This window comes from Pseudomonas sp. WS 5503, assembly GCF_012985385.1.
Lineage (GTDB): Bacteria > Pseudomonadota > Gammaproteobacteria > Pseudomonadales > Pseudomonadaceae > Aquipseudomonas > Aquipseudomonas paracarnis.
Genome location: NZ_JAAQWI010000001.1, coordinates 42,161 through 68,559, shown reverse-complemented (window position 1 = coordinate 68,559; position 26,399 = coordinate 42,161). Strand labels below are relative to the sequence as shown.

The window sequence follows — 26,399 nt, the reverse complement described above, 5'->3', positions numbered from 1 at the left end:
GCCTTACTTATCCCGAGGTCTTTATGAATAAACGTCATGTCATCGAACTGTCGCCCTCGGGGAAAAGCTTTGAAGCGGGCGATGAACTCTTGCTCGAGGCCATGCTCGCCAGTGGCCTGGCCGTGCCGTTCTCCTGCCGCCGTGGCGCCTGCGGTTCGTGCAAGGTGGTGGTCGCCGAAGGTGCGTACCGGGCCAAACGCCTGGCGCCGGGTGCGCCGCAGCCTTCTTATCCTTTGGCAGCCAATGAGATGTTGTTATGCCAGAGCCACGCCTGTGGCGACATGCGCCTGCATATTCCCGGCTGGTCGCTGGATACCCCCGCGCTGGTAGTGGCGGCGCAGGTTCACAGCAAGCGTGCGCTGGGCCCCGATGTGATCGAGTTGGTATTGATGCCCGAAACCCCAGTGGCGGTGCGGGCTGGCCAATACCTCAAGTTCCACCTGGCGGACGGTGACACGCGCTGCTTCTCGATTGCCAACCTGCCCGATGAGGACGATGGGCGCTTGGTCTTCCAGATTCGCCGGGTGAGTGGCGGGTATTTTTCCGAGGGTATCCTGGGGGGTCTCGCCGTGGGTGAGCGTCTGCACGTGGAAGGGCCGTTTGGTGCCTGTACCTGGCAGGACGATGAGGCGGCGCCCGTGGTGCTATTCGCTACGGGTACTGGTTACGCGGGCATCAAGCCTATCTTGCTGACCGCGCTCAAGCGCGATGCCGACGTGACGTTGTATTGGGGCGGCGCGCAATCGGCAGACTTTTATGACAGCGCTTTCCTCGACCACCTGATGCTTGAGCATCCCCGTTTTCGCTGGCATCCCGTGCGGTCCTCCGAGGGCAGGGTTCAGGAGGTTGCAATGAGTCATGGGCATCAGTGGGAACAGGCCCAGGTCTATGCGTGCGGCAACGGTGCAATGCTCGGCCAGGTACGCATCCACTGCCTTGAAGCGGGGTTGCCCAGCCACCGGTTTATCGCGGAGGCGTTTGTCGCCAGTGGTCGGTCAAGTGCTGGAGCAGTCTCCCTATCGTTTGACCCGGTGTGGGAGAAAGTCGGCCCGCGTTATTCCTTGGACGGCATGCTGGCGGCGCGGGAAAAATCCATACGTGCCCTGGCGGCGATTGCCAGCCAGTTGAAAGTCGGCATGACCACCGGCGAGGCCCTTGAGATGGCCGCGAGGCAACTGCAGGCCATGGGCGCTTCGCACACTTGGCATCCGACCTACATTCGTTTTGGCGCCGACACTGTGCGCCCACCGCGCGAGGGTATTGATCGTCAGCGCAGGCTGCGCGCGAATGACATTGCCGTGGTCGATCTTGGCCCGGTGTGGGATGGCTACGAAGGCGACTATGGCGATACGTTTGTGTTTGGCGATGGGCCGTTGCACCAGGCCTGTACGACGGCCTTGCATGAAGTCTTCGATGAAACACGCCAGGCGTGGCTGCGTGGTCTGACCGGGCGTGAGCTCTACGACTTCGCCGAGCAGAGCGCTGCGTCAAAGGGCTGGAGGCTGGCGCGCAACCTGGCGGGGCACCGCCTTGCGGATTTTCCCCATGCATTGTTCGAAAGCAAGGAGTTGGCTGACCTGGAGATCCCACCGAGTGAAATGGCCTGGGTATTGGAGATCCAGCTGTGCCATCCCACTGAGCCGGTGGGGGGGTTCTTTGAAGACATGCTGATGTTGCAAGGCTGAAGAGCTGTCATTGTTGCCGAGTCGTGTTTGACGCGATGGCCCTGCAAAGCGAGATCTCACCCACACCGCCGATCCCCTGTGGGAGCTGTCGAGCTTCAGCGAGGCTGCGAAAGCGGTGGTTCAGGCGATGAAAATGTTGCCTGTACCGCCGCCATCGCAGCCTCGCTTGGGTACCAGATGGGTCAGAGCTTCGGCAATTGCCCGACGCGGCCCATCATTTCGGTGACGATCTGCAGGTCCAGCAGGAACTGGTCGACGGTTTTGAATTCGCTGTCAGTGTGCCCGGTGTACTTCTCTTCCGGGCGGGCCAGGCCGAATTGCACGCCGTTGGGCAGGTCGTGCACCGAGGTTGCGCCGGCGGAGGTGCCGAATTTGTGCGCCATGCCCAGGTTTTCAGTGGCCACTGCCAGCAAGGCTTTTACCCATTCGCCTTCAGGGTTGCGGTACATCGGCGTGTCCAGCGAGTAAGTGAAGCTCACGTTGACCTTGGCGTTCTTGTCCCAGGCGTTCAGCTTCTGCTCGATTTGCGCCTTGAGCGCCTCCGGGGTTTTACCTTTCGGTGCGCGCAGGTTCACGGCCAGTTTGAAGGCTTTGTCATCCTGCCCCACAAACGTCAGCGAGGTGGTCAACGGCCCCATGAAATCATCCGCGTAGCCCACACCCAATTTGCCGCCCAGGTAATCCAGGCCCCAGTTGTCGGCGGCATAGCGCGCGGCATCGGTGATGTGGTTGTGCTGGAGGGCGACCTTGCCGTCGAGGCTGTGGATCAGGTCCAGCATGCGCGCCACCGGGTTGACCCCGGTTTCAGGCTCGGAAGAGTGAGCGGATACGCCGGTAACCGTGAGTTTGACATCCTTGCCATCGACCTTGGCCGTCACCTGGAAGTCGCCACCGTTGCGCTTGGCATAGTCGGCACCGGCCTGTTGCAGGCTGGCGGCCAGTTCGGCGGGGGTGTCGCTGACCAGCGTGGCCACCGAGGCCGATGGAATCTGGTTGTTCGCCTTGCCGCCGGTCATCGCGATGATTTCTGCGCCTTTGCCTTCGCCCTTGCGCACCGGGAAGGTGGCCATCACGGTACCCGAGCCTTTTTCGGCGATCACCACCGGGTAACCGCCATCCAGCGCCAAGTTGTATTGCGGCACGGGGTTGCGTTCGAAGTAGTAAGGAATGGCATCACCGGCGGTTTCTTCAGTGGTGTCTACCAGCAGTTTGAACGTGCGCGCCAGTGGCAGTTTTTCTTCCTTGATCACTTTCATGGCGTACATCGCCACCACGATGCCGTTCTTGTCATCCTCGGTCCCGCGGCCATACATGCGGTCGCCAATCAGCGTGACCTTGAACGGGTCGAGTTTGGTACCGTCTTGCAGCACCCAGTTTTCCGGGGTCACGGGCACCACATCGGCATGGGCGTGCACACCCACGACTTCATCACCGCTGCCTTCCAGAGAAATTTCGTATACGCGGTTGTCGACGTTACGGAAGTTCAGGTTGAAGGACTTGGCCAGGGCCTCGATCTTTGCGGCAATCTTGAGGAATTCCGGGTTTTTGTACTGTGGCAGACCGTCTACGTTGAACGTCGGGACTTCCACCAGTTCACGCAAGGTTTCGAGCGCGGCTTTGCCATATTTAACGCGGGTGTAAATGCCCAGCAGGCGATTGATCTCGTTCTGCTGCTCGGCGCTCAGGGGTTTGTTGCCCACAAACGCGCTGATAGCCGGGCCGGTGTCAGCCGCTTTGCCCAGCTCGCCCTGGGCCAGAGTGCCGAGGAAACTGCGAAAATCGGTAACCGAGGTCTCGTTGAACTGCTTCAGGATTGCCGTGCTCTGGTCCGCGCTGATGTTGGCGAATGCGGGCGTGGCGACGGCCGAAAGGCCGGCGGCGAACAGGGTGGCAACCGCCAATTGCTTAAGTGGAAAGTGCATGGTTGAAGGCATTCCTTTGCAGGTAGTGAGTAGGAGGTTTCTGACGGAAGAGACAGAAACATTTCCACACACTACCATTACTCAGGTGCCCAAGGTCAATGCTGGCCAGGGTGGGGCGCGGGATACTCTTGGGTCACGCTCAAGGCTCTAGCGTAAGGCCCATCCCACAGTTGTTCATGCAACTGGCCTACACGCCTGGCCATCGCCTCACTGCGCATCACCACCTCCAGATTGCGTGAATTATCCAGGTAGCCGCCCAACCAATTGCTGGTGCCTACCCACGCCACTTGCCCGTCGATCTCCATGGTTTTGCTATGTATCACCCGCGCATAAGGGATAAAGCCTTGCTTGGCTTCGGGCAGGGTGACGATCTTGATCTCAACATTGGGCAGCACCGCCAGGCTCTTGAGATAGGGCAGTTCCAGCGGGTCGGTATTCCAGTTGGACACCATCAGTTTGATCGACACGCCACGGGCTGCGGCGGCGCGCACGGCGTTGTCGATCACCGCGTAGTACGGTCGGGTTCGATCCGGTCCGTAGGACAGCGGCGCGTAGTCGAGCAATTGCACGCGCACCTCTTTTTGGGCTTCGCCCAGCAGGCGCGGCAGTTCCAGCTGTGAGTCGCCCACGCCGGGCGGGTTGTAGCGTTGCGGGCTGGCCACCAGGTAGTTGCCGGTACGTGCGGGTGCCGGGCCGCTGGCGGGTAGCGGCACCGGTTGTTTACCCTCCAGCGCTGCCTGGGCTTGCCAGTCTTGCTCGAAGATCGCCTGCACCTGGCCCACCACCGTTTCGTCAGTGATCCGCAGCCCGGTTTCGTGGATATGTTCCAAGGCGCGCCAGTCGAAATTCTGACTGCCGACAAACGCCTGCTTGCCATCCACCAGCAGGTACTTGGCGTGGATGATGCCGCCGCTCAGTTGCCCGTAGGGCAGCACGCGCAAGGTCAGGTTGGGAATGGCGCGCAAGCGTTCCAGGGTGGCGGCATCCGACAGCTTGATGCCTTTTTCTTCGAGCAGGAAACGAATCTTCACGCCGCGTTTGCCGGCGGCTTCCAGGTGTTCAAGCACGCTGTTCATCACCGAGCCAGGGTGGTCCGCGGCGTAGAACTGGCCGATATCAATGTGGCTTTTGGCGCCGTCGAACAGCTCGATCCATACCGGGCCGGGCTGGCGCAAATCGTCGGTGCCCAGGGCGGTGTCCACAGGCACGGTATGCACCAATTCAAAACCTGGAATGGAAAAGTCCGCCTGGGCCAGCGGACTGAGGAGCAAGCCGGTCAGGCCGGCAATACGCAACTTTATCGAAAGGGACATAAGCGTCTCATCGCACCAAAGGTAAAGGCGAGCGCCCAAGGCGCCCGCCCTGCAGGTCAGGCTGTGCGGCTGTGCAGCGGGGTGGGCACGCGATGAGTCACTTCATCCTGTGCACGGGCGCCGGTGGCGGCGCGGATCAACAGGATCTTCAACTGGTCGTTGATGCGCTCCAGGCTGTCCTGGAAGAAGTTGTGGAACACCACGCAAAAAAGCGCGATGGCGATACCTAATCCCGTGGCAAACAAGGCCGTCCCGATACCACCGGAAATCTGCCCTGGGTCCGATACGCCCGCGGTGGCCAGCGCCTTGAAGGTGTCGATGATGCCGAGAATGGTGCCCAGCAGGCCCAGCAGTGGGGCGGCGGTGGTGATGGTCTCGATGATCCACAGGCTGCGGGCCAGTGGGGCGCGGGTCTTCAGGTATTGGGTATCGATTTCGTCGTCCAGGTCCTTGCGCGAACCGTGGGTCGCCTTCTGGGCCAGCACCGGCAAGATCATGTTCAGCGGCAGGCTGTCGCGACGGCTCAGGTTGTCCGGCAGGTCACGCTCGCTGTGCACATTGGCGCCCAGGGCGTCGATCAATGCGCGTGCCTGGCGGCGTACGTAGGCGAAGTAGATACCGCGTTCGATGGCGATGAAGATCGCAATGGCCATCGCCGCGTACATCACATAGAAAGTGACGTCGTGGAGCAGGTTCATATCCATGATGGTGTTCCTCTTGGGGTGAGTCTTAGAAATTCGCTTCCAGCGAAACCGTGACGGTACGGTCCAGGCCGACGATGTACGCGGGGTCGCCATCGCGGAAACCGCTGTAGCTGGCCGCGTTGGTCTTGGTGGTGTACACGCCGTCCAGGTATTTCTTGTCGAACAGGTTGTCGACGTTCAGGCGCAGGGTCGCGTCCTTGACCACTTTCTTGTCCACCGGCAGGTAAATACCGGCGCCGAGGTTGAACACGGTGCGACCGGAAATCGCCTCGTCGTTGGTCAGGTCGCCGTAGAGCTTGCTGGTGTACTTGCCACCGAAGGTGCCGTAGAAGCGCCCGTCGTCATACCCGATGTTGGCCGCCAGCATGTTCTTGGGCACGTTGGCGAACTGCTTGCCACTGGTGGGCAGCACGATGGGTTTGCCGGCGTTGTAGACGGTCAGGTCATCCTGCTGCTCGGCCTTGGTGTAGGTGTAGGAGGTGTAGTAATTGAAGTGGTGGGGCAACTGGCCGCTCCACTCCAGCTCCAGGCCTTTGTTGACCACGGAGCCGGCGTTGATGTCGGCAAAGTCACCGTTGATGTCCCGGGACGAAACCTGGCGGTTCTTGAAGTCCATGTAGAACAGGGTGGCGGCCAGGTTCATATCGTCGCCGCTGTAGCGCCAGCCCAGTTCATGGTTCCAGCTGGTTTCCGGTTCGGCGTCGATCGAGCCGGCGCCTTTGTCGTAGAGCACGTAGTTCTGCGGTACCCGCATGTTGCGCGACAGGCTGTAGAACAACTGGTCACGCTCGTCCAGCTGGTATTTCAGGCCGGCGTTGGGCAGCAGTTTGTTATAGGTCTGGTTACGTTTTTCCGGGCGTTCGTTGAGGCTGCCGTGGTTGGTGCCTTCACGCTCGACGTTCATGTAGGCCAGGCCTGCGATGAGGGTCCAGTCCGGGTTGATGTACCAGGTGTCCTGGGCCCAGACCTTTTGCGCTGGCGTCACGGTGAAACGGTCGCGACCCTGCACGGTGTTGCCGTTGGCATCGACGATGGCGCTGTTGGAATCTGGCCAGGTATCCACTGGCTTGCCGTTGCTCTTGAGCGGAATGAACGGCTGGGTCTGGCTCTGGCGTGCGCGCTCGTACCAGTAACCGAATTGCAGGCTGTGGTCGCCAAGGTCCCAGGTCAGCTTGGTGGTGATACCCGGACGCCAGGTTTGCGTGCGTGAAGGGCGGTAGTACACGCCGCTGTTGGGTGTGCCGTCGGCGTTGTATTGGGCGGCCGTGGGCAGGTTGCCGAGGTCGAACACACCGCCCTGGTTGGAGCCACGGTTGAGGGCATAGCTGGATGAACCGACGCCGCTGCCATTGCCCCAGTAGTAATACGGGATCACCGACAGTGCGAGGTTATCGGCCAGTTTGAACTGGGTGTTGAGCACGGCGGTGAACGTCTGGAACGGGTTCTGCGCCAGGGCGTAATAGCTGTTGTACTTGCCGTTGCTGCCCACGCTGGGTGTTGCCGGATAAGGGTCGTACTTGCGGCCATATTGCTGGAACTGCGCCTTGGTCAACTGGCTGTAACTGTTGTTGTCCTGCTCGTGGTACTTGAGGATCAGGTTGGCGGTGTTGCCATTGCCAGCGTCGAAAAAGCTGTTCCACTCCACCTTGTCCGCGCGTACCGCGCCCGAACCGCGCCACATCTCACCTTCGGTATGGGACACCGACAGCCAGTTGCTCAGGCCGTTGATTTCGCCGGTATTGAGGCGGGCAAAAGTCTTGCGCGTGGCATTGCTGCCGACGACCTGTTTGACGAAGGCGCCGGTTTCCTTGGTCGGGCGAATGGTCACGATGCCAATGTTGCCGCCGCTGGAACCAATGTGCGGGCCGTCGGATTCCGAAGCGCCCTGGGTGACGAAGATCTGGTCGATGTTTTCCGGGTCGCCCAGCAGGTTGGAATACAGCGCGTAGTTGCCGGAGTCGTTGATCGGCATGCCGTCCACCGACATGCCCACCTGGTCGGAGTTCATGCCGCGCATGGTGAAGCGAAAGCCCGACAGGCCGGTGTTGTCTTCACTGGAGATGTTCAAGCCCGGGGTGTACTTGAGCTTGTCGATGGCATTGCCGGTGGCCGCCTGTTTATCCAGTGCTTCCTTGGTCACCGTGGAGCGGCCCTTGATGCTTTCCTCCGGCACCATGTAACCGCCCCCGGCGGTCGCCTTGCCTTGTACCCCAATGGTGCCGACATCACTGTCGCTGGTCTCTGCCATGACCAGTCCCTGGCTCATGCTGGTCGCGGCCACAAGTGCCAGATGAATACGGGTGAACTTCATCACTGTCGTCCTGGTGTCGGGTGCTTATTGCACGCTGTAGTTGAAGGTGGCGGTGAAGCGCTGCTCATTGCGCCCCCCGAAGGCTTGCTCGGGGAACGGTTTGACTTGCTTGATGCGACGCAAGCTGTTGGTGGCTGCCCGGTTGAGCAACATGCTCGAGGCCTGGGTTTGTAAACCTGAGTCGAGGACGCGGCCCTGACGGTCTACCAACAGCCAAACCACCACCTCGCCGCTCGGGCGTTCGAGGGACGCCTGGCGCCCGGTGGGGTACTGCTTGTAGGTGTCCAGTTCGTTGCGCAAGCCTTTGAGGTAACCGCTTTCCAGGGCCTGGCCATCGACCTTCGGTGGCGCCGGTGGGGCAGGCGTCGGTGCCGCTTGGGTGACGACGGCCGGGGCTGGCTTGGCGGCCACCGGTGGCGGCGTCGGCACGGGCTTGGCGACCACGGGGGCAGGCTTGGGCACAGGTTTTGGCTTGGGTTCAGGTTTGGGTTTGGGCAGCGGCTTGGGCGGTGGCGGCGGGGGCGCCGGCTCGGCCTCTTCCTCTTCGATCACTGGCGGTGGCGGTTCTTGCTCCACCACCGGTTCCGGTATGACTTGCGGTTCCGGCTCGACCAAGGCCAATTCGACCGCCGACTCGTCATACACCGGCTCGACTTTCAACGTCTGGGACTGGATACCCAGTGCAATCAGCACCAGGGCGATCAGGGCCGGGACACTGCCCAGCAGCTGACGCGCACGAAACAGAACGTACATGATCAGGACTTACGCGTGGCGATGGACACGGAGGTGAAGCCACCCAGGCGCAGGGTGTCCATCACTTCCACCAGGCGCGAAACCTCCACGCCTTTGTCGCTGTTGACGATGATCGTCGACTTGGTATCGGGCTTTTCGGCCGCCTTCAGCGCCGGCACCAGGGCCTCCACCGTCAGGTCCTTGCCGTCCAGTTGCAACTGGCCTTCCAGGCCCAGGGTGAGGATGAATTTGTTCTGCGGCTTGAGCTGCTGCGAACTGCTGGCGCTGGGCAATTGGGTCTTCATGCCGAGCGCGGGAATCACGTTCAGGCTCACCAGTACGAAAAACACCAGCAGGAACATCATCACGTCGATCATCGGGATCAGCTCGATGTGCGCCTTGCGTTTCTTGGGTTCGTCCCAGGTTCTCATTCCGTTACCCCGTCATTGAATTAGGGGCAAAACGCTAACAGCCAAAAATGACCGATTGGTTAACTTTAATTGACCGTTTAGAGGCTCTAGGACGCGTCTTTCAGAAAACTTACCGGTCAGTTTTCGGGCGTAATGAAACTGACACTCGGGGCATCCATGCTTGAGAAATTTATCTTGAGAGCCGGCTCCCATGCCCACTGCACTGCCTCAATTGACGACCCCGCGACTGCTGTTGCGCGCCCTGCAAATGCATCAGGCGCAGGTGCTTTTCACGCTTGCCAACGGGCCGAAAATTGCCGACAACACGGCGAACATTCCATCGCCCTACACCCTGGAAACCGCCCAGGATTTTATTGCCGGGGCCGCCGACAAGTACCGCACCGGTGAACTGCTGAACCTGGGGATGCATGTGCGCAGCACTGACGAATTGGTCGGCATGGTCAGCCTGCGCATCAACGCTCGCCATCACTATGGGCACTTGGGTGGCTGGGTGGCGGCGCACTGCCGTAACCAGGGATATGCGGCTGAAGCGGCGAGCGCGGTGATGGACTTCGGGTTCGAGGCGCTAGGGTTGCAGCGCGTGGGCAGCCAGTGTTTCGCGCGCAACAAGGAATCGGCGCGGGTCATGGAAAAGATCGGCCTGCGTTATGAAGGCTGCATGCGCCAGGCGTTTTTAAAGAACGGCGTGTATGAGGACTTGCTCGGGTTTGCCACCGTGCGCGACGACTGGGAGCGCTGCCTGTGAGCGGCGAAGTGGACCACGGCCGGCGCCGGGTCCTTGGCGGGCTGGCGGTCGCTACCGCGTTTTCGATTCTCAGCCCGTTTGCGCGCAGTGCCGGGGTGGATTATCCGTTCACCCTCGGCGTGGCTTCCGGTGACCCGTTGCCAGATGGCTTTGTGATCTGGACGCGCCTGGCGCCGTTGTTCAACGCTGCGGATGGCCGTGGCGGCCTGAGTCGCTCGGTGCCGCTGCGTTGGCGGGTGGCCAGCGATGCGGCGATGACGCGCATTGTGAAGCAGGGCGAAGTACTGGCGACGCCCCGTTTTGCTCACGCAGTGCATGTCGAAGTGGCGGGGCTGGCGGCGGATCGGCCGTATTGGTACCAGTTTGAAGGGCTCGGTGCGCAGAGCCCGGTGGGCCAGTCGCGCACGATGCCGCCGCTGCAGGCCATGGCCTCGGCCCGGCTGGGGTTTGTGTCCTGCTCGCACTGGGAACGTGGCTATTTCAGCGCCTACCGACATCTTGCCGCCGAGCAGCCGGACCTGGTGTTTTTCCTCGGTGATTATATTTACGACAGTTCCTATGCTGCGGAGTCGGGCAAGGTGTTTCGTTCTCACGGCAGCGGCAATGCGCAAAGCCTGAGTGATTACCGCAACCGCTACGCACTGTACAAAACCGATCCAGACCTGCAGGCCCTTCACGCCGCTGCCCCCAGCGTCGTGACCTGGGACGACCACGAAGTACAGAATGACTACGCCAACCGCTGGTCCCAGGACCCGAAGGTGGCGGTGGCGCAGTTTCTCAAGCAACGGGCCGCGGCGTACCAGGCGTTTTATGAACACATGCCCCTGCGTGCCAGCAGCGTGCCGAAGGGGCCGGACATGCGCATCTACCGGCGCCTGGACTATGGGCGGCTCGCGCGTTTTCATGTGCTCGACGGTCGCCAGTACCGTTCCGAGCAACCCTGCATCGCGGCCAATGGCAGCCACCAAGGGCATATTGTCACCACCCCTTGCAGCGACCTGCGTGACCCTGGCCGCACGTTGCTCGGCTGGCAGCAAGAGTCTTGGCTGGACCAGGGGTTTGCCCAGTCCAGTGCGCAGTGGAATGTCATCGCCCAGGATTTGCTGGTGGCGCCGCTGATGCAGCGTGACTTGACCAACCATAAGCTTGGCCGCTGGACCGATGGTTGGGATGGCTACATGGCGAACCGCTCACGGATGCTGGCGTCGATCGTGCGCAATCGCGTGAAGAACCCGGTGTTCTGGGGAGGGGATATACATTCGTTCTGGGCCACCGACCTGCATCTCGACGCCGACAGGCCAGACTCGGCGGTGGTCGCCACCGAGTTCGTCGGCTCGTCGGTCACCTCAGATGGCCCTCCCTACGACGCGTTCATGAAGATCATGCCGCTCAACCCCCATGTGAAGTTTTTCGACAGTCGCCAGCGTGGGTATGTGTCGGTGGAGTTGGCGGCCAACACCATGTTGACGAATTTTCGTGCGATCAGCGACCCGCGTGACCCGGCGGCGACGGTGTCGACGTTGAAGTCGTTCATCAATGAATCGGACCAGCCGAGCGTGGCCCTGTAGGAGCGAGCTTGCTCGCGAAAAACGAAAGGGCGCCGAGGGGAATCAGGTATCCCGCGTTATCGTTAACGGTCTTCGCGAGCAAGCTCGCTCCTACAGTGTCAGGGTATCAGCGAGGCTGTAGCGCACCGAGAGCGCGCCTTTTTTCTCCGACAACGCCAGGATCGTTACCTGGCCCAGTTCGCTCAACGCTTGAACATGCGTACCGCCACAGGCGTACGCCGGTAATTCGCCGAAGCCGACTTCGCGGGTGCCGTCTTCCAGCGTCATATGGCGGGAATAGTCGGCGGCGATCCATGTGTTGACCCACTGCTGGAGCGCCTGCGCATCCATGTCTTGCGCGGTCTCGCCACGGATAAAAGTGATCTTGCCTTCGCCCGGCCAATGGTGGGCCTTGATGGGCATCCAGCCCAGGCGTTCGCCGGCATTGCCAATCAAGTGCCCCGCCGAATGCAGACGAGTGTGCAAGGCGCGCCGCTGTGCGTCGACTCGTGCAACGACGAGGCCGGGCTCCAGAGGTCGGTCGACGTAGTGCACCACCTGTTCGGCTTCCTGCATGACTCGCAGCACCTGGCTGTCGCCGAGCCAGCCGGTGTCGGACGGCTGGCCTCCGCCTTGGGGATGGAAAATGGTCGACTGCACAATCACGGCGAATTGCTCTTCGTACGGGGTGCAACTGAGCACTTCCAGCTCGGCCGTCAGGTGGTCGTGGGTAAAAAACAGGCGCTCGGTCATCATCTACATCCGCATCAGGGTTCTGTGGGCAGTATAAATAGTGCGCAGATGGGTGATAATCCGCTCAATTATCAATGGACCTGTGCGTCATGAGCATCAATCTTCCTTTGCCGTTATTGGGTGAAATGGCGATTTTCGTCAAGGTCGTGGAAACCGGCAGCTTCTCCGAAGCGGCGCGGCAACTCAGCGTTTCACCTTCGGCGGTGAGCCGCAGCATCTCGCGCCTGGAACAAGCCCTGGCCACGCGCCTGCTGCAACGCACCACGCGCAAGCTGCGCCTGAGCGAGGGCGGCGAGGAGGTGTTCAAGCGTTGCCAGGAGATGGTCAATGCGGCGCGCTCGGTGATGGAAATCAGTGGGCAATTTACCCATGAAGCCGAGGGGCTGGTGCGGGTCAGTGTGCCCAAGGCGGTGGGGCGATTTGTGGTGCACCCGCATATGCCGGAATTTTTGCGGCGCTATCCCAAGGTGGATGTGCAATTGATCCTGGAAGACAGGCATGTGGATTTGATCGACGACAACGTCGACTTGAGCATCCGCATCACCGACAGCCCACCGCCAGGTTTGGTCGGGCGCCAACTGTTGCCCATCGAACATTTGCTGTGCGCGACGCCACAGTACTTGGCCGAGCACGGTACACCGAGCCATCCCCATGATCTGCTCGGGCACAGTTGCATTTATCTGGGTGAGACACCGGGAGATTCACGCTGGAAGTTCCGCCAGGCTGGCAAGGCGGTAACGGTCGGCGTACGCGGCCGGTATGCGGCGAACCACACCGGGGTGCGATTGGAGGCTGCGTTGCAGCATGTCGGGATTGCCAGCTTGCCGTATTTCACCGCGCGGCACGCATTGGAAGCAGGAGATTTGGTGCAGGTGTTGCCGGGGTGGGATTTTATTGCGTCGTACCATGGCGAGGCGTGGTTGCTGCATTCGCCCACACGTTACCTGCCGCCGAAGTTGCGGGTGTTTATCGATTATCTGGTGGAGTGCATGGCCAGGGAGCCCACGCTGCGCCGACGGTAGGAGCGCGGTTGCTCGTTCCCACGCTCTGCGTGGGAATGCCACCTTGGACGCTCCGCGTCCTGCCTTTATGCCTGTGCACGGGTGACGCAGAGCGTCACAGGATAGGTTCCCACGCAGAGCGTAGGAACGAGCATAGTTGTCAGTGCTTGCTCTGGTCCTGAGGCATGGCCAGCAGCTGTTTTTCCTGGTTCCAGTCGAACGGTTCGTCGTTCTGTTCGGCTTCATAGCGACGTTCTTCCAGGGCCTGGTACAGGTCCAGTTCTTCGTCGGGCATGAAGTGCAGGCAGTCGCCGCCAAAGAACCACAGCAGGTCACGGGGCACCAGGTGGGCGATTTGCGGGTAGCGCAGGATGACCTGGCTCATCAGGTCCTGGCCCAGGTACTGGCTTTCGATCGGGTCGATTGGCAACAGGGCGCGCAGTTCGTCGAAACGCTCCAGGAACAGCGAGTGGCTTTCCTCGGGTACCTGTTCGGCTTCGCCGACGGCAACCAGGATGCTGCGCAAGTGGTCGAGCAAGACAAGATGATCGGCAACGACGTTGGACACGAGATAAGGCCTCTAAAGCAAAAACGGGCGCGAGAGTATAAGCCTCTCGCGCCCGTTTTTATATGACCGCTCGACTCAGCGGACTTTACCTTCTGCCTGCATCAGCTCTTCCTTGCTGAAATCATCCACGTCGATCACCTTGCGTCGCGCAGCCTCGGCATCGCGCAAGGTTTGTGCCTCGGCCGGTTGCAGCACGCCGGCCTGCAGGGCCGCGTCGATGGCATGCTCGCCGGCAGCCGGCTTGACCTGGCCGCTTTTGAGCGCGCTGTGGAGTTTTTTCTGCAAGGGGTGGCTGGCACCGAGCAGGTCGTAGGCATGTTGCAGGGCGCCCACGGGATCTTCTGCTGATTGCGGGCGATAACAGCCGGCCAGCAATTCTTCCAGGGTCGGGTCGCCTTTGGCGCGGCCGATCACGGCTGCCACTTTGGCATCCAGCGCGTCGGACGGCCCGGTATGACGACGCCCGAATGGGAACACGATCACCCGCAACAGGCAGCCCAGCACCTTGTTCGGGAAGTTGCTCAGCAGCTCATCCAACGCGCGTTCCGATTCGCCCAGGCTTTCTTCCATGGCCCAGGCAAACAGCGGCTCCAGATGGTCCGGCGAGTCCAGGTCGTGATAACGCTTGAGCGCCGCCGACGCCAGGTACATGTGGCTGAGCACATCACCCAGGCGAGCGGACAGGCGTTCGCGGCGCTTGAGCTCGCCACCCAGCAACATCATGCTCAGGTCGGCCAGCAGGGCAAACGCAGCCGCCTGGCGGTTCAGGGCACGGAAGTAGCCCTGGCTCAAACGGTTGCCCGGGGCTTTTTCGAAGTGCCCGAAGCCCAGGTTCAGCACCAGGGTGCTGGCGGCGTTGCTGACGGCAAAGCCGATGTGTTGCATCAGCAGGCCGTCGAATTCCTTCAACGCCTGGTCATGGTCTTCGCGGCCGGCCAGGGCCATTTCCTTGAGTACGAACGGATGGCAGCGAATCGCACCCTGGCCGAAGATCATCAGGTTGCGCGAAAGGATATTGGCGCCTTCCACGGTGATGAAGATCGGTGCGCCCTGCCAGTTGCGGCCCAGGTAGTTGTTGGGGCCCATGATGATGCCCTTGCCGCCGTGCACGTCCATGGCGTGGCTGATGCACTCACGGCCGCGTTCGGTCAGGTGATACTTGAGGATCGCCGACAGTACCGACGGCTTCTCGCCCAGGTCCACGGCGTTGGCGGTGAGCATGCGCGCGCTGTCCATCAGCCAGGCGTTGCCACCGATGCGTGCCAGGGCTTCCTGGATGCCTTCGAAGGCCGACAGCGGTACGTTGAACTGTTCGCGCACCTGGGCGTATTGGCCGGTCACCAGGCTGGTGAACTTGGCGGCGCCGGTGCCGACGGCGGGCAGCGAGATCGAACGGCCGACCGACAGGCAGTTCATCAGCATCATCCAGCCCTTGCCGAGCATTTCCTGGCCACCGATCAGGTATTCCAGGGGGATGAACACATCCTTGCCGGAGTTGGGGCCGTTCATGAAGGCGGCGCCAAGCGGCAGGTGACGACGGCCGATTTCCACGCCAGGGGTGTCGGTAGGAATCAACGCGAGGCTGATGCCCAGGTCTTCTTCTTCACCCAGCAGGTGGTCTGGGTCATGAGCCTTGAAGGCCAGACCGAGCAGGGTCGCGACCGGGCCGAGGGTGATGTAGCGCTTTTCCCAGTTCAGGCGCAGGCCGAGGGTTTCCTTGCCTTCCCATTCGCCTTTGCAGATCACGCCGGTGTCGGGCATGGCGCCCGCATCGGAGCCGGCCAGCGGGCCGGTGAGGGCGAAGCACGGGATGTCGTCGCCACGGGCCAGGCGCGGCAGGTAATGATTGCGCTGTTCCTCGGTGCCGTAGTGCAGCAGCAGTTCGGCGGGGCCGAGTGAGTTGGGGACCATCACGGTGGAGGCCAGGTCACCACTGCGGGTCGCGAGCTTCATGGCGACCTGGGAGTGGGCATAGGCGGAGAAGCCCTTGCCACCGTACTCCTTGGGAATGATCAGGGCGAAGAAGCCATGGGTCTTGATGTGTTCCCAGGCTTGCGGCGGCAGGTCCATGGCCTGGCCGATTTCCCAGTCGCTGACCATGGCGCAGAGTTCTTCGGTGGGGCCGTCGATGAACGCCTGCTCTTCCTCGGTCAATTGCGCCTTGGGGTAGGCCAGCAATTTGTCCCAGTCCGGGCGGCCACTGAACAGCTCGCCGTCCCACCACACGGTACCGGCATCGATCGCATCGCGCTCGGTCTCGGACATCGGCGGCAGCACTTTCTGGAACCAGCTGAACAGCGGCTTGGTGAAGTATTGGCGGCGCAGGTCAGGCAGCAGCAAAGGCGCGGCCACCACGGCCAGGAGTACCCAGAAGATCAGCAGCAGCCAACCCGGTGCGTGGCTCCAGGCGCCCATCGCCAGCAGGTAGACGGCGACCACACCCAGGGCGGGCAGGGGGGCAGTACGGCGGTGTGCCAGGTAGGCAATGCCGACCACCAGCACCAGTATCCACAACAACAGCATATTCAATCCTCCGTGAACCAGGGGCGAAACCACCAGGGAGCTTAGTCGGCATCCGAACAAGCCGGGTGATCAGGGTGTAACAAGGTGTACTGGGCAACCCATCAGCCGGCGCCGGCATTTGGCCGAATCGTCGTTATCTCTCTGGCAGGCCTGGTGGTTAAACTCCAGGCTCCCCTCGGAGATCAAGCTCATGAATACGTACTTGAGTCCCAGCCGCTTCATCGATAGTGACCACCCTGTGGTGGTGGAGTTCGCCGAGAAACATCGCGGAACCCGCCCGGATTTAAGTGACCAGGCAGTCAGTCTTTACTACGCCGTGCGCGAGGCCATTCGCTACAACCCCTATACCTTCAGCCGTGACCCCAACACCTTGAGCGCCAGCTTCGCCCTGGCGGCCGGCGAAAGCTACTGTGTGCCCAAAGCTACGTTGCTCGCCGCTTGCGCGCGCCACTGCGGCATTCCCGCACGCATTGGCCTGGCGGACGTGCGCAATCACCTGTCCACACCGCGACTGCTCGCTCTGCTCAAAAGTGACGTGTTCGCCATGCACGGTTATACCGTGCTTTACCTGAACGGCCGCTGGGTCAAGGCCACTCCGGCGTTCAACCAGCAACTGTGCGAAGTGTTCGACGTGCCGCCGTTGGAATTCGATGGGCTGCACGACAGCGTGTTCCACGCGTTCAATCGCCAGGGCCAGCGTTCTATGGAGTACGTGGTGGACCACGGGCAATTTGCTGACGTGCCCGAAGCATTTTTCTTCGGGCATATCCGCCAGTGCTACCCGCACCTGTTTGGCGACGATGCGCCCACCTTGCTCGGCGATATGCAGGGCGATTTAAGCCGCGGCTGAACCGGCGTATGCTGCTGCGTTCATCAAGCCATGTTCATCAACGATAAGGCGCGGTCATGCTGAAGATCTGGGGTCGTAAAAATTCATCAAACGTCAGGAAAGCACTGTGGTGCGCCGAGGAACTCGGCCTGGACTATGAAGCAATTGATGCGGGCGGGGCTTTTGGTGTGGTCGATACCCCGCAATACCGGGCCATGAACCCCAATGGCCGGGTGCCGGTGATCGAAGATGGCGACTTTGTGCTATGGGAATCCAACACCATCGTGCGTTACCTGTGCGCCAAGCAGGCATCGGACTTTTACCCCAGCGACCTGCAAGCCCGGGCCAGCGCCGAAAAGTGGATGGACTGGACCACTTCCACGCTCGCCGATCCGTTCAAAGCGGTGTTCTGGGGCATCGTGCGCACCCCGGCTGACCAGCAAAACTGGGACAGCATCAATGCCGGGCGCCAAGCCTGTATCGACGCGCTCAAAACCGTCGAAGAAGCCCTCGCCGAGCAACCCTACCTGTCCGGCCAGGCGTTCGGCATGGGCGATATTCCCTTGGGCTGCTTCATCTACGCCTGGTTCGAGATGCCCATCGAACGCCCTGCCATGCCCCATCTGGAGGCCTGGTACCAGCGCCTGCAGCAGCGCCCGGCCTACCGCAAGGCGGTGATGACCGCGTTGACTTAATACACACTATTAATACGGGTGACTGTACTTGTGCGGCATGGGCAAGCACCATGCTCGCACTGCATCGCAGGTTGAACTACCTGCGGTGTGCCTTCATCTATTCTTTCTATTCCCTTCTTTGGTGCGTACTTCCATATGAGTTCCGCTCTGTCCATCCGGCAGCTAACCAAAACCTACGGCAACGGTTTCCAGGCCCTGAGTGGTATCGATCTGGACGTTGCCGAAGGTGACTTCTTCGCCTTGCTCGGCCCCAACGGTGCCGGCAAATCCACCACCATCGGCATTCTCTCCACCCTGGTCAACAAGACCAGCGGCACGGTGAACATCTTCGGCCACGACCTGGACAAATCCCCGGCGGCGCTCAAGCGCTCCATTGGCGTGGTGCCCCAGGAATTCAATTTCAACCAGTTCGAAAAGACCTTCGACATTGTCGTGACCCAGGCCGGCTACTACGGCATTCCGGCGAAAGTCGCCAAGGAACGCGCCGAGCAGTACCTGACTCAACTGGGCCTGTGGGACAAGCGTGACGTACCTTCGCGCTCGTTGTCCGGTGGCATGAAGCGACGCCTGATGATCGCCCGCGCCCTGGTGCATGAGCCGCGCCTGTTGATCCTCGACGAACCTACCGCCGGCGTGGATATCGAGCTGCGCCGCTCGATGTGGACCTTCCTCACCGAACTGAACGAGAAGGGCATCACCATCATCCTTACCACCCACTACCTCGAAGAGGCTGAGCAGCTGTGCCGCAACATCGGCATCATCGACCACGGCACCATTGTCGAGAACACCAGCATGCGCAACCTGCTGGGCCAGTTGCATGTGGAAACCTTCCTGCTCGACCTGAAGAACAACCTGTCGGTGGCGCCGCAGTTGCTCGGCTATCCAAGCCGGCTGGTGGACAGCCACACCCTGGAGGTGCAGGTGGATAAGGCCATGGGCATCACCGCGCTGTTCACCCAGTTGGCGACTCAGAACATCGAAGTGCTGAGCCTGCGTAATAAAACCAATCGCCTTGAGGAGTTGTTCGTGTCCCTGGTGGAGAAAAATCTGGCGAAGGTGGCGGTATGAGTTCCGAACTGCAACCCAACCTTGTCGCGCTGCAAACCATTGTCTATCGCGAAGTGAAGCGCTTTACCCGGATCTGGCCGCAGACCCTGCTGCCACCGGCGATCACCATGGTCCTGTACTTTGTGATCTTCGGTAACCTGATCGGCCGGCAGATCGGCGACATGGGTGGCTTCACCTACATGGAATACATCGTGCCGGGCCTGATCATGATGTCGGTGATCACCAACTCCTATGGCAACGTGGTGTCGAGTTTCTTTGGCAGCAAGTTCCAGCGCTCCATTGAAGAGCTGATGGTCTCGCCGGTGTCACCGCACACCATCCTCATCGGCTACACCCTGGGCGGCGTGTTGCGTGGCCTGATGGTGGGAGTGATCGTGACGCTGCTGTCCCTGTTCTTTACCCACCTGCAGGTGCATCACCTGGGGGTCACCATTCTGGTGGTCGTGCTGACGGCGACGATCTTCTCGCTGCTGGGCTTTATCAACGCCGTGTTCGCACGCAACTTCGATGATATTTCCATCATCCCGACCTTCGTGCTCACGCCGCTGACCTACCTGGGCGGGGTGTTTTACTCCATCACCTTGCTGCCGCCGTTCTGGCAGACGGTGTCCCTGGCCAACCCGGTACTGCACATGGTCAACGCCTTCCGCTACGGCATTCTGGGCGTGTCGGATATCAAGATCAGTGTGGCGATCACCTTTATGATCGTTGCGACCGTGGTGCTGTATATCGGTTGTGCGCGGTTGCTGGTGAGTGGGCGTGGGATGCGTACATGATGTGGGATTGGAAATAACAAAACGGCCTCATCAGAGGCCGTTTTTTATTGGATGCACACCGAACAAATGTGGGAGCTGGCTTGCCTGCGATGGTATCGACTTCGCTTGACGGGTGTACCGAGGTGTCTGCATCGCAGGCAAGCCAGCTCCCACATTTTGTGTCGGCGCACGCGCTTCAGTTTTTTAGTGCCAGCTCGATCAGGGCATGCAGTTCTTCTACCGCCAAAGGCTCTGCCGAAAACAGAATACGAAACACCGTCGGTGCGGCGAGCAGGTTGATCAGATGGTCAACGCTCGGCGGCTGTTCCTGCGGGTAGCGGTCAACAATCACCTGCAACTGCCCACTCAGGATGCTCACGCAATACCCTGGCGTTGGGCTGCTTTGCACGTCGCGCATCATGTTGCGGCCTACGTCCGAACTCATCTCATCCAGGTATTGCTCGGCCCAGGCTTGCAGGTCGCCACGCAGGCTGCCGGTGTTGGCCGGTTCGGTATCGGGGCGCATACGGGCCAGGGCGACGTCGGCGAGCAGTACTGACAGATCGCCCCAGCGCCGGTAAATGGTCGACGGCGTGACGCCTGCACATGCCGCAATCATCGGCACGGTGACGCTGGAACGCTCATGGGCCTCCAGCAATTCGCGCACCGCCCTGTGGACGGATTCTTGTACCCGGGCACTGCGGCCCCCCGGGCGGAGGCCTTCTTTGATCGCCATGGGCAAGACCTTAACACAAAGAATTTGCTTTAAGCGCCAGCGAATAGCACACTGCATAAAAGCAAAATATTAGCTTTAGCGGAGCGTGCCTATGTCCAGTGTCATCTCTCAGCGGTCCAGCCTGGCGTTTCTAGTGATCATGGTGCTGACCTTTCTCGCCGCCTCCAGCGCGCCGACGCCGTTGTACCAGGTGTATCAAGACCACCTGCATTTTTCGGCGGCCATGCTCACGGCCATCTTCGGTGTCTATGCCGTGAGCTTGCTGGCGGCCCTGCTGACGGTGGGGTCGCTCTCGGATTACCTGGGGCGCAAGCCGGTGATCTTCGCCGCGCTGCTGCTCAATAGTGTGGCGATGCTGCTGTTTATCAGCGCGGACAGCACCGCCTGCCTGCTGGCCGCCCGCGCGCTGCAGGGCTTCGCGACTGGCACTGCCACAGCGGTATTGAGTGCGACGCTGCTCGATACCGACCGCGTCCGCGGCCCGATGCTCAACAGCCTTGCACCGATGCTCGGCATGGCCAGTGGTGGCCTGGGCAGCGGGGTGCTGGTGGAGTTCGCGCCGTGGCCAACCCAATTGATCTACTACACCCTGCTGGCCTTGATGGTGTTACAGGCTCTGTATATCTGGCGCCTGCCTGAAACGGTCAGCCGCATACCCGGCGCTTTGAAGTCACTGGCGCCAACCCTGCATGTGCCGCCGCAGGCGCGCCGCGCGTTGTGGCTGGCGATGCCATTGAATGTGGCCGTGTGGGCGCTGGGTGGGTTTTTTTCCTCGTTGGCACCGTCGTTGGTGCGTGTCGCCACCGGGTCGACCTCGCACTTGATCGGCGGCGGGCTGGTGGCGGTGGTGACCTTGAGCGGCGCGGTGATGATCTACAGCCTGCGCAACCACGCGGCTGACAGGGTCATGCGCGTGTCGGCTGCACTGCTGGCCGTGGGCGTGGGGTTGCTGCTGGTTGCCGTAAACACCGCCAGCCTGTGGCTGTTCTTTGTCGCCAGTGTGATCGCAGGCCTGGGGTTCGGCGGCGGCTTCATGGGCAGTGTGCGCAGCATCGTGGGCCTGGCGTTGCCCCATGAGCGAGCGGGCCTGATGTCGGCGTTCTATGTATTGAGCTACCTGGCGTTCTGCGTGCCGGCGTTGTTGGCGGGTAACCTGAGCCGCGTGTTTGGCCTGGTCGCGACCACGGACGGCTACGGTGCGGTGCTTATCTTGCTGTCTCTCGGGGCCCTTGGTGGGCTGTGGTGGCGGGACTCGGCGCCAGCAAGGGCGAGGGCATGATCGTGGTTAATATAGATAAAACAGATAACAGTTAGAGATATTGCCCGTTATATAGATATTCGATCAGGTTCTATCATGGCCTCAACCTCATATGAGGAAGAGGATTAACCCATGACCTGCTCGACCACTCACCGCTACAAACCCTTCAGTCACCTGGCCCGTCCCCGGGAAGTGATTCGCCAGTTCACCCCGAACTGGTTTGCCGCGACCATGGGCACCGGTGTGCTGGCCCTGGCCTTGGCCCAGCTGCCAGTCAACCTGCCCGGCTTGCATGCCGTCGCCGAGGGCCTGTGGCTGTTCACTATCGGCTTGTTTGTGCTGTTCAGCGTGCTGTATGCCGCCCGCTGGGTGATGTTTTTCCACGAGGCGCGACGCATCTTCGGGCACTCAACGGTCTCGATGTTCTTCGGCACCATCCCCATGGGGCTGGCGACCATTCTCAACGGCTTGCTGCTGTTCGGCCTGCCGCGCTGGGGCGGTGATGTGATCCCGTTGGCCGAGGCCTTGTGGTGGCTGGACGTCGCCATGTCCCTGGCCTGCGGCGTACTGATCCCGTTCATGATGTTCACGCGCCAGGAGCACAGCATCGACCAGATGACCGCCGTCTGGCTGTTGCCCGTGGTGGCGGCCGAAGTGGCGGCGGCCAGCGGCGGCTTGCTCGCGCCGCACTTGGCCGATGCCCATTCGCAACTGGTGATGTTGGTGACCAGCTACGTGCTGTGGGCGTTTTCCCTGCCGGTAGCGTTCAGCATCCTGACCATCCTGATGCTGCGCATGGCCTTGCATAAGTTGCCTCACGCCAATATGGCCGCGTCGAGCTGGTTGGCCCTGGGCCCGATCGGTACCGGTGCCCTGGGCATGTTGCTGCTCGGTACGGATGCCCCCGCGATCTTTGCCACCAATGGCCTGGCCAGTGTCGGTGAAATGGCCCACGGCCTGGGCCTGATTGCGGGCATCACCCTGTGGGGCTTCGGCTTGTGGTGGATGTTGATTGCGGTGTTGATCACCCTGCGTTACCTTCGCGCCGGTATCCCGTTCAACCTGGGTTGGTGGGGCTTCACCTTCCCATTGGGGGTTTACGCCTTGGCCACGCTTAAATTGGCGAGCCTGTTACAGCTGGCGTTTTTCAGTGTGTTTGGCAGTGTGCTGGTGGTTGCGCTGGCGCTGATGTGGCTGATCGTGGCCAAGCGCACCGTGCAGGGCGCTTATAAAGGCGAGCTTTTTGTTTCGCCTTGTATTGCCGGGCTAGCGAATAAGTAAGCAGGATTAGGTAAAGTCGTGGCCTGATAAATAAAGGCCACGCAGGAACACGGACGACGATGAGCCATCCTTCCCAATTCACCTTGCTGCGCACGCGGCGCTTCTTGCCGTTTTTCATTACCCAGTTGCTGGGCGCGTTCAACGACAACATCTTCAAGCAGTCGCTGATCCTGGCCATCCTTTACAAGCTCACCATCGAGGGTGACCGCTCCATCTGGGTCAACCTGTGTGCTTTGTTGTTTATCCTGCCGTTCTTCCTGTTCTCGGCGTTGGCCGGGCAGTTTGGCGAGAAATTCAACAAGGACGCGTTGATCCGCGCGATCAAGATCGGCGAGATCGTGATCATGGCGGTGGGCGCGACGGGTTTTCTGACCAATCATCTTGAACTGATGCTGCTGGCGCTGTTTGCCATGGGCACTCACTCGGCGCTGTTCGGCCCGGTGAAGTACTCGATCATGCCCCAGGCCTTGCACGACGATGAGTTGGTGGGCGGCAACGGCCTGGTGGAGATGGGCACGTTCCTGGCAATTTTGGCCGGCACCATCGGTGCCGGGATCATGATGTCTTCCACCCATTACGCGCCGGTGGTGGCGGTGGCGATTGTGGCCGTGGCGGTGCTGGGCTACCTGGCCAGCCGCAGCATCCCGCGCGCAGCGGCTTCGACACCGCAGCTGCGCCTGGACTGGAATATCTTCACTCAGTCCTGGGCGACTTTACGCATGGGCCTGGGGCAGACGCCGGCGGTATCGCGCTCGATTGTCGGCAACTCATGGTTCTGGTTTGTCGGCGCGATTTACCTCACGCAAATACCTGCCTATGCCAAGGAATGGTTGTACGGCGACGAAACCGTGGTGACCTTGATCCTCACGGTGTTCTCGGTGGGCATCGCCTTGGGCTCGATGCTGTGCGAAAAACTCTCCGGGCGTAAGGTGGAAATCGGCCTGGTGCCGTTTGGCTCATTTGGCCTGACCGTGTTCGGCCTGCTGCTGTGGTGGCACTCCGGCGGCTTCCCGCAGAACGTGCAAGCCAACGATTGGCTCGCGGTGCTCAGCTACGGCCAGGCGTGGTGGGTGCTGTTCGATATCCTCGGCCTGGGGGTGTTCGGTGGCTTTTACATCGTGCCGCTGTATGCGCTGATCCAGTCGCGTACCGCCGAGAACGAACGGGCACGGGTGATCGCGGCGAACAACATTCTCAATGCACTGTTCATGGTGGTCTCGGCCATCGTGTCCATTCTGCTGTTGAGCGTGGCCAAGCTGTCGATCCCCGAGTTGTTCCTGGTGGTGTCGCTGCTCAACATCGCGGTTAACACTTACATCTTTAAAATCGTCCCCGAGTTCACCATGCGCTTCATGATCTGGCTGCTCAGCCATTCCATGTACCGCGTGGAGCATCGCAACCTGCAAGCCATCCCGGATGAAGGCGCGGCGTTGCTGGTGTGCAACCATGTGTCGTTTGTCGATGCGCTGTTGATTGGTGGCGCAGTACGTCGGCCGATTCGCTTTGTCATGTACTACAAGATCTACCGCTTGCCGGTGCTCAATTTTATCTTCCGCACCGCCGGGACGATTCCGATTGCCGGGCGCCATGAAGACATTCAGATCTACGAGCAGGCGTTCGCGCGCATTGCCCAGTACCTCAAGGATGGCGAGCTGGTGTGCATCTTCCCGGAAGGCAAGCTGACAGCTGATGGCGAGATGAATGAGTTTCGCGGTGGGGTGACGCGCATCCTGGAGGAGACGCCGGTGCCGGTGATCCCGATGGCATTGCAGGGGTTGTGGGGGAGTTTCTTCAGCCGTGATCCGAACAAGGGTTTGTTTCATCGGATCTGGTCGCGGGTGGTGTTGGTGGCGGGCGAGCCGGTGGCTGTGGAAGCGGCAACGCCTGAGCAGTTGCAGGCTGTGGTGGGCGGTTTGCGGGGGAGTGCCAGGTAGTTTGTCGTTGTTTGTCAGGGCCTCATCGCAGGCAAGCCAGCTCCCACATTTTGAATTGTGAATACAGTCAAATGTGGGAGCTGGCTTGCCTGCGATAGCGGTAGTGGCTTATGTCGAGATCTTGAGGCCAATCAGCCCACAAATAATCAACGCCACACTCGCCAACCGAAACAACGCCATGGATTCTCCAAACAGGATAATCCCGGCAATCACGGTGCCCACGGCCCCCACGCCGGTCCAGATGGCATAGGCGGTGCCCAGCGGCAATTCCTTCATGGCCAGCCCCAACAACCCAAGGCTGACAGCCATGGCGGCAATCGTCAGGGCGGTGGGCAGCGGCTTGCTGAACCCGTCGGTGTACTTCAGGCCGACGGCCCAGCCCACTTCAAACAACCCGGCAAAAAACAGAATGATCCAGGACATGATGACCTCGCTTCTATCAAAGTGGGGTCGTCCCCGGGTGAGCGCTTGATAGCGTCGCGAGGTCGTCCCCGCGAAGTTCGGTAGAGTGCCGAAATTGGACCGGGCGATCAAGTTACGGCGTGGTTTCCAGGGCGCGGCGGTCTTCCTTTTCGCTCATGCGGCGGAAATAGGTCGACAGCAATGCGCCGGAAATATTGTGCCAGACGCTGAACAACGCACTGGGCACCGCCGCCAGTGGCGAAAAGTGCGCACTGGCCAGCGCTGCACCCAGCCCGGAGTTCTGCATGCCCACTTCCAGGGCCAGCGACTTGCGTTGCGCCAAGGGCAACTTGAACAGGCGCCCGGTGAAGTAGCCCAGCAGGTAACCGAAGCTGTTGTGCAGCATCACCACGGCCATGATCAGCAGGCCCGACTCGGCAATCTTGCCTTGGCTTGCGGCAACCACGGCCGCGACGATGATCACAATACTGACCACCGACACCAGTGGCAGCACATCCACCGCATGCCTTACCCGATCACCGAGCAAGCGCTGCGCGACCACGCCCAGTACGATGGGTAGCAGCACCACTTGCAGGATCGACCAGAACAGTTCCATGAACGACACTGGCAGCCAGGCCGAGGCCAGCAGCCAGATCAACGCCGGTGTGAGCAGCGGGGCGAGGAGGGTGGTGACCGCGGCAATCGCCACCGATAACGCCAGGTCACCCCGGGCCAGCCAGGTCATGACGTTGGACGACGTGCCACTTGGGCAACAGCCGACCAGGATCACGCCAACGGCAATTTCCGCCGGCAAATGGAACGCCTGGCACAGCAACCATGCCACGCCCGGCATGATCACGAAATGCGCGACCACGCCCAAGGCCACGCGCCACGGGTGGCGAGCGACTTCGGCGAAGTCTTCCAGTTTCAAGGTCAACCCCATGCCGAACATCACCAGGCCCAGCAGTGGGACGATGGCGCTTTTCAGGCCGATGAACCAGCTGGGTTGGAGAAAGGCGACAACGGCAAAGATCAGCACCCAGTAGGCAAAGGTGTTGCCGACAAAGCGGCTCAAGGCGGCGAGTGCGCGCATGGGGATGTCCTTTTTTATTCGATTTCCGAGTTGTCGATGCAATCAAATGTGGGAGCTGGCTTGCCTGCGATAGCGGTGTATCAGTCGGCACTCCTCTGGCTGACACTCCGCTA

General features: G+C 60.9%; 23 protein-coding genes. 11 read left to right on the top strand and 12 right to left on the bottom strand.

Features of this window, described 5'->3' with window-relative positions; genetic code table 11:
- Window positions 1–23 precede the first annotated feature (23 nt).
- Complete coding sequence (locus tag HBO10_RS00330) at window positions 24–1,685, top strand: M24 family metallopeptidase (protein ID WP_034127222.1); 1,662 nt, start codon at window positions 24–26, stop codon at window positions 1,683–1,685.
- 182 nt (window positions 1,686–1,867) lie between these two features.
- Here the strand turns inward: HBO10_RS00330 and HBO10_RS00325 are convergent, their stop codons facing one another.
- From HBO10_RS00325 to HBO10_RS00300, 6 genes are all read right to left on the bottom strand, one after another.
- Window positions 1,868–3,607, bottom strand: coding sequence for a dipeptidase (locus HBO10_RS00325; RefSeq protein ID WP_034127223.1), 1,740 nt, complete (start codon window positions 3,605–3,607; stop codon window positions 1,868–1,870).
- 95 nt (window positions 3,608–3,702) lie between these two features.
- The gene (locus HBO10_RS00320; RefSeq protein ID WP_034127224.1) at window positions 3,703–4,920 is read right to left on the bottom strand and encodes a phospholipase D-like domain-containing protein; all 1,218 of its coding nucleotides are present in this window, start codon (window positions 4,918–4,920) and stop codon (window positions 3,703–3,705) included.
- Window positions 4,921–4,976: 56 nt separating this feature from the next.
- Complete coding sequence (locus tag HBO10_RS00315; protein ID WP_034127225.1) at window positions 4,977–5,624, bottom strand: MotA/TolQ/ExbB proton channel family protein; 648 nt, start codon at window positions 5,622–5,624, stop codon at window positions 4,977–4,979.
- Between the two features lie 25 nt (window positions 5,625–5,649).
- Entirely contained in the window at window positions 5,650–7,935 is a 2,286-nt protein-coding gene (locus HBO10_RS00310; RefSeq protein ID WP_034127226.1) for a TonB-dependent receptor, read from the bottom strand.
- A gap of 24 nt (window positions 7,936–7,959) precedes the next feature.
- Complete coding sequence (locus HBO10_RS00305) at window positions 7,960–8,688, bottom strand: energy transducer TonB (RefSeq protein ID WP_014717773.1); 729 nt, start codon at window positions 8,686–8,688, stop codon at window positions 7,960–7,962.
- A 2-nt stretch (window positions 8,689–8,690) separates the two neighbouring features.
- Entirely contained in the window at window positions 8,691–9,098 is a 408-nt protein-coding gene (locus HBO10_RS00300; protein WP_014717774.1) for a biopolymer transporter ExbD, read from the bottom strand.
- 190 nt (window positions 9,099–9,288) lie between these two features.
- On the opposite strand from HBO10_RS00300, the gene HBO10_RS00295 reads away from it, so the two are divergent.
- Window positions 9,289–9,843, top strand: coding sequence for a GNAT family protein (locus HBO10_RS00295; RefSeq protein ID WP_034127227.1), 555 nt, complete (start codon window positions 9,289–9,291; stop codon window positions 9,841–9,843).
- Entirely contained in the window at window positions 9,840–11,411 is a 1,572-nt protein-coding gene (locus tag HBO10_RS00290; RefSeq protein ID WP_034127228.1) for an alkaline phosphatase D family protein, read from the top strand. Before HBO10_RS00295 ends, HBO10_RS00290 begins: the two co-directional genes overlap by 4 nt.
- Window positions 11,412–11,501: 90 nt before the next feature.
- On the opposite strand, the gene HBO10_RS00285 is transcribed toward HBO10_RS00290, so the two are convergent.
- Entirely contained in the window at window positions 11,502–12,143 is a 642-nt protein-coding gene (locus tag HBO10_RS00285; RefSeq protein WP_034127270.1) for a serine-tRNA(Ala) deacylase AlaX, read from the bottom strand.
- A gap of 89 nt (window positions 12,144–12,232) precedes the next feature.
- Here HBO10_RS00285 and HBO10_RS00280 point away from each other — a divergent pair, with 89 nt between their 5' ends.
- Window positions 12,233–13,165 carry a LysR family transcriptional regulator gene (locus HBO10_RS00280; protein WP_034127229.1) on the top strand — a complete coding sequence of 311 codons (933 nt, stop codon included), beginning with the start codon at window positions 12,233–12,235 and terminating at the stop codon, window positions 13,163–13,165.
- A 139-nt stretch (window positions 13,166–13,304) separates the two neighbouring features.
- On the opposite strand, the gene HBO10_RS00270 is transcribed toward HBO10_RS00280, so the two are convergent.
- Both HBO10_RS00270 and HBO10_RS00265 read right to left on the bottom strand, forming a co-directional pair.
- The gene (locus tag HBO10_RS00270) at window positions 13,305–13,712 is read right to left on the bottom strand and encodes a PA2817 family protein (protein WP_003190109.1); all 408 of its coding nucleotides are present in this window, start codon (window positions 13,710–13,712) and stop codon (window positions 13,305–13,307) included.
- A gap of 75 nt (window positions 13,713–13,787) precedes the next feature.
- Window positions 13,788–16,235 (bottom strand): acyl-CoA dehydrogenase, encoded by a 2,448-nt coding sequence (locus HBO10_RS00265; RefSeq protein ID WP_034127230.1) that lies wholly within the window; start codon window positions 16,233–16,235, stop codon window positions 13,788–13,790.
- A gap of 190 nt (window positions 16,236–16,425) precedes the next feature.
- Here HBO10_RS00265 and HBO10_RS00260 point away from each other — a divergent pair, with 190 nt between their 5' ends.
- The 4 genes from HBO10_RS00260 to HBO10_RS00245 all read left to right on the top strand — a co-directional run bounded on the left by HBO10_RS00260 (window position 16,426) and on the right by HBO10_RS00245 (window position 19,603).
- Window positions 16,426–17,085, top strand: a complete 660-nt coding sequence (locus tag HBO10_RS00260; protein ID WP_034127231.1) for a transglutaminase family protein — start codon at window positions 16,426–16,428, stop codon at window positions 17,083–17,085.
- Between the two features lie 56 nt (window positions 17,086–17,141).
- Window positions 17,142–17,759, top strand: coding sequence for a glutathione S-transferase (locus tag HBO10_RS00255; RefSeq protein WP_034127232.1), 618 nt, complete (start codon window positions 17,142–17,144; stop codon window positions 17,757–17,759).
- A 135-nt stretch (window positions 17,760–17,894) separates the two neighbouring features.
- Window positions 17,895–18,827 carry an ABC transporter ATP-binding protein gene (locus tag HBO10_RS00250; protein WP_014717781.1) on the top strand — a complete coding sequence of 311 codons (933 nt, stop codon included), beginning with the start codon at window positions 17,895–17,897 and terminating at the stop codon, window positions 18,825–18,827.
- The gene (locus tag HBO10_RS00245) at window positions 18,824–19,603 is read left to right on the top strand and encodes an ABC transporter permease (protein ID WP_005786689.1); all 780 of its coding nucleotides are present in this window, start codon (window positions 18,824–18,826) and stop codon (window positions 19,601–19,603) included. Before HBO10_RS00250 ends, HBO10_RS00245 begins: the two co-directional genes overlap by 4 nt.
- A 175-nt stretch (window positions 19,604–19,778) precedes the next feature.
- On the opposite strand, the gene HBO10_RS00240 is transcribed toward HBO10_RS00245, so the two are convergent.
- Window positions 19,779–20,318: a TetR/AcrR family transcriptional regulator gene (locus HBO10_RS00240; protein WP_014717782.1), complete on the bottom strand. Its 540-nt coding sequence runs from the start codon at window positions 20,316–20,318 to the stop codon at window positions 19,779–19,781.
- Between the two features lie 91 nt (window positions 20,319–20,409).
- On the opposite strand from HBO10_RS00240, the gene HBO10_RS00235 reads away from it, so the two are divergent.
- The 3 genes from HBO10_RS00235 (at window position 20,410) to HBO10_RS00225 (ending at window position 24,791) form a co-directional block, all read left to right on the top strand.
- Window positions 20,410–21,597 carry an MFS transporter gene (locus tag HBO10_RS00235; protein ID WP_034127233.1) on the top strand — a complete coding sequence of 396 codons (1,188 nt, stop codon included), beginning with the start codon at window positions 20,410–20,412 and terminating at the stop codon, window positions 21,595–21,597.
- 111 nt (window positions 21,598–21,708) lie between these two features.
- Window positions 21,709–22,857, top strand: coding sequence for a TDT family transporter (locus HBO10_RS00230; protein ID WP_034127234.1), 1,149 nt, complete (start codon window positions 21,709–21,711; stop codon window positions 22,855–22,857).
- Between the two features lie 59 nt (window positions 22,858–22,916).
- Window positions 22,917–24,791, top strand: a complete 1,875-nt coding sequence (locus tag HBO10_RS00225; RefSeq protein ID WP_034127235.1) for an MFS transporter — start codon at window positions 22,917–22,919, stop codon at window positions 24,789–24,791.
- A 108-nt stretch (window positions 24,792–24,899) separates the two neighbouring features.
- On the opposite strand, the gene sugE is transcribed toward HBO10_RS00225, so the two are convergent.
- Window positions 24,900–25,214, bottom strand: a complete 315-nt coding sequence (sugE, locus tag HBO10_RS00220) for a quaternary ammonium compound efflux SMR transporter SugE (RefSeq protein ID WP_010211634.1) — start codon at window positions 25,212–25,214, stop codon at window positions 24,900–24,902.
- 112 nt (window positions 25,215–25,326) lie between these two features.
- Complete coding sequence (locus HBO10_RS00215; RefSeq protein ID WP_003190129.1) at window positions 25,327–26,286, bottom strand: bile acid:sodium symporter family protein; 960 nt, start codon at window positions 26,284–26,286, stop codon at window positions 25,327–25,329.
- Window positions 26,287–26,399 lie beyond the last annotated feature (113 nt).